This window comes from Nitrosophilus sp. (assembly GCF_982775275.1).
Genome location: NZ_CEXZHP010000152.1, coordinates 1 through 3,702, shown reverse-complemented (window position 1 = coordinate 3,702; position 3,702 = coordinate 1). Strand labels below are relative to the sequence as shown.

Annotated in this window: 4 protein-coding genes; all 4 read right to left on the bottom strand. The window is 30.0% G+C overall.

What is annotated here, in order from left to right:
- Positions 1-782, bottom strand: a 782-nt coding sequence (locus tag AC30RD_RS07240; protein ID WP_489493754.1) for a calcium/sodium antiporter, incomplete at its 3' end; no start/stop codon positions are given.
- 16 nt (positions 783-798) lie between these two features.
- The gene (mrdA, locus tag AC30RD_RS07235) at positions 799-2,589 is read right to left on the bottom strand and encodes a penicillin-binding protein 2 (protein WP_489493752.1); all 1,791 of its coding nucleotides are present in this window, start codon (positions 2,587-2,589) and stop codon (positions 799-801) included.
- A gap of 420 nt (positions 2,590-3,009) precedes the next feature.
- Positions 3,010-3,489, bottom strand: coding sequence for an N-acetyltransferase (locus AC30RD_RS07230; protein WP_489493751.1), 480 nt, complete (start codon positions 3,487-3,489; stop codon positions 3,010-3,012).
- On the bottom strand, positions 3,461-3,595 hold the full coding sequence (locus tag AC30RD_RS07225; protein ID WP_489493749.1) for a hypothetical protein: 135 nt from the start codon (positions 3,593-3,595) through the stop codon (positions 3,461-3,463). The genes AC30RD_RS07230 and AC30RD_RS07225 overlap by 29 nt, the downstream gene beginning before the upstream one ends.
- Positions 3,596-3,702: the final 107 nt, after the last annotated feature.

Sequence of the window (3,702 nt, the reverse complement as noted above, 5' to 3'; positions counted from 1 at the left end):
ATATTTACATTTAAAGGGTTTACAACCGCAGCTGATCCTAAAACCACGGTGAAATTTGCCGCATTTGATCCGATAATGTTTCCTATGCTCATATCGGCTTTTTTATTGATTGCTGCAACTATACTAACTATAAGCTCAGGAAGGCTTGTTCCAAAGGCAATCAAAAATAGTCCTATAATCCATTCGCTTATTCCAAAATCTCTTGCTATATTTGAGGCACTTTCAATAGCAAAATCCGCCCCCTCAATAACAAATACAAAACCCAAAATCAAAAATAATAGAGTCTTTGTCCATTTAAAAGGCTCTTTTTTTAAATCTTCGTCTATCTCTTCACTAAGCAATATCGCTTCTTTTGATAAAAATACCAAATACCCGGCCATTAAAATTAAAAATAAAACTCCTTCAAATCTTGTAATAACAGAATCAAATGCCATCAAAATAAATATAAAAACAGGAATTAGCGCCCATGTGCTATCTTTTGCGAAAATATCTCTTTTTGGATTGATATTTTTAGCCAATAAAAATACAAGACCCAAAACCAAAGTTATATTTAAAATCACGCTTCCCAAAACGTTTGCAACGGCCATTTCACTTTTATGATTGTAACTTGCTGCGATACTTGCAGCCATCTCTGGAAGGCTAGTTCCTAAAGCTACAAGCGTAGCTCCGATAACAAACTCAGAAATATTAAAATATAGAGCAACTCTTTCAGACTCTTTTATAATAATATCTGCTCCCTTTATCAAAACCGCCATAGAAACTATAAAAATTATAAAATCCAACTTCCATCTCCTTAAACTATTTTATTTTTATATATCCAAGTTCAACAAGTTTATCATATATTTTTGAAACAATAGGACCTGCCGCACTTCCTCCGTGTCCGCCATGCTCAACAAGAACCGTAACTACATATTTTGGTTTTTTGTAAGGACCATAAGTTGTAAGCCATGCGTGAGATCTGCTAAAATATTTTAACTCCTCCTCTTTCATCCTCTCTTTCTCATCTTGCGGTATTCCTACAACCTGAGCCGTCCCGGTTTTTCCCGCAATTTTAACTTTCGTGGTAATATGTGCCGTAGCCGTTCCTTTTGGGTGGTTGCACACCTCATACATACTTTTTCTAATTATTTTTAATTTTCTTTTTTGTATAGGAGTCAATACATCTTCATATTTTGGAAAAAATTCATTATCTATAAATTTTTTTGCAAAATGGGGAGTTGGAAGTTTTCCAGCTGCCAAAAGAGCCGTATATCTTGCTATCTGTATAGGGGTAACAAGATCATATCCTTGCCCAATAGATGCAACCATAGTTTCACCAATATACCATTTTTTGTTATATCTTTTTTCTTTCCACTCTTTATCTGGGATTATACCTATAAATTCGTTTGGAAGGTCTATCCCACTTTTTTTTGCAAATCCAAAATTTTTTAATGTTTTTGCAATTTTATTTATACCCACTTTTAAACTGCCTTCATAAAAATAAACATCACAACTCTCTCTTATAGCCTTTTTCATTTTTGTCTCGCCATGTCCACTACTTTTCCAACATCTAAATTTTCTTTTTCCAAGCTCTACAGCGCCATTACAATAAAAAGGGGTATATTCGCTTATTTTTCTCGAATCTATAAAAGCTAAAGCCACACCCATTTTTATTGTAGATCCAGGAGGATAAAGACCGTTTATTAACTTATTTGTAAAAGGATGATTAAAATCTGAAATCAACTCTATCCATTTTTCTTTTGAAATTCCAGATACAAACATATTTATATCATACTCAGGAAAACTGCCAGCTGCCAAAATCTCACCATCAAGCCCCATAACTATCGCAACGCCGGCTTTATTTTTAAAAAGCTTTTCTATATACTTTTGAAGCCTTATATCTATAGTCAAAATTAGATCCCTATTTTGTATAGGCTCTTTTATCTCTAATGTTTCTATCTCTTTATTAAAAGCTGTGACCTTTATCTTTTTATATCCAAGTTCCCCTTCCAAATATCTGTTGTAATATTTTTCAATGCCGGCTTTTCCAATAATCCCAACCATTTTGGCAACTTTATCCCTTTTAGCCTCTTTTGGATTTGTTCTTGAGACATAGCCAATAATGTGTGAGGCTAAGTCCCTGTTTGGATAGTATCTTTTAAATGTCGGTTCAACTTTTATATATTTTTTGAGATTAAGTTTTGTATAAAATGGGATCACCTCTTCAAAAGGCAAAAAATCTACTACTTCAATATAATTATGATTATATGGGGAATCTTTTTTCCTATATTTTCTCAACATCTTATCATAATCGATTCTTGGAAAAAGTTTTTTTATAAACTCTAAACTCTCTTTTAACATTTTTACTCTTTTTTTATAGCTAAGATGGGGTGCGACTTTTATTTTAAATCCTATATTATTTACCGCCAAAGGGTTTAAATTTCTATCTAGTATCTCACCCCTTGTTGGAATAATCCACTCTGTTTTTATCATATTCTGTTTTGCCAAAATCTCATAATAACTATTTGATTTTATACTCAAATAATAGACTCTGCTCAAAAGAAGTATCCAAACAAAAATAAAAAAGTAAAAAAGAAGCTTTAATCTCATACTACCCCAAAAATATCAATATTATTATTTCGGTTATCATATAAAGAAAATAGTTTAAATCCAATGAAAAAATATCCGTTTTAAAAAATTTGTGTAAAGCATATATAAAAAGAGGATATAAAAGATATATTAAAACAACTGATAAAATTTTTAAGATATATTTATTTGATAAAATTTTTAATAATTTCAAAAAAAGCGGTAACAATAAAAAATAAAAGATTATCAGCGAAAAAAGAGGTAAAGAGTGATCAATTTCAAAAAAAAGAAGATATATAAAAATAAAAAAAATAAAAATGAACTCTCTTTTTATATAAAAAATCATGAAAAACCAAAAACCCACACCCCAAAAAGGCGGCAAAATAGTATAAATAGTAGTTAAAACCTCATAAAAAAGCGAAAAAAGAAAAATAAAAAAATAGATTATATTTTTTTTATCATCGATATTTCGTTGCATATAGGAAAATGTTTGCATTTTATACAGTCTGCCCAAATTTTATGTTCTGGAATTTTATCTTTTTGGATCTCTTTAAATCCCAATTTTTCAAAAAACTCCTTATTGTAGGTTAAAGATAAAACCTCCTTAACACCCAGATCTTTACCCTCTTGTAAAGCTTTTAAAACAAGATTTTTGCCAATACCCATACCTTGGTAATTTTCTTGAACTATTAAGCTTCTAATTTCGGCCAATGTTTTTGTATGGATGTGCAAAGCGGTAAAACCAACTATCTCTCCTTTATATTTAGCAACAATGTAGGATCTTATATTTGTTGCGATCTCATCATCACTTCTTGGAAGTATTATCCCCTCTTCTACAGCTTTTTTTACCACTTTTTGCATATTTTCAATATCATATAATTTTGGTTTTAAATAATCAATCTTTAATTTTTTTTCCAAAAACATACTCCAAAATAGCTTTTTTTAACTCTTCAATACCCTTTTTTTTACTATTTGAAACAAAAAATGCCTCTGGATAATCTTTTTTTAACTTTGAAAAATCCCTGTTCATATGCAAATAGACAATTTCTTTTAACTTAATATTCTAATTCAAACTCCTCACTATTTTATCATAAAGTTTTTTTTGCAATTTTTGATCATTAATTTTTTCTAAAATTC

Excerpts from the sequence above, each read along its gene's own strand:
- AC30RD_RS07230 (WP_489493751.1), bottom strand. The coding sequence starts at position 3,489 with ATGTTTTTGGAAAAAAAATTAAAGATTGATTATTTAAAACCAAAATTA.
- mrdA (WP_489493752.1), bottom strand. The coding sequence starts at position 2,589 with ATGAGATTAAAGCTTCTTTTTTACTTTTTTATTTTTGTTTGGATACTT.
- AC30RD_RS07225 (WP_489493749.1), bottom strand. The coding sequence starts at position 3,595 with ATGAACAGGGATTTTTCAAAGTTAAAAAAAGATTATCCAGAGGCATTT.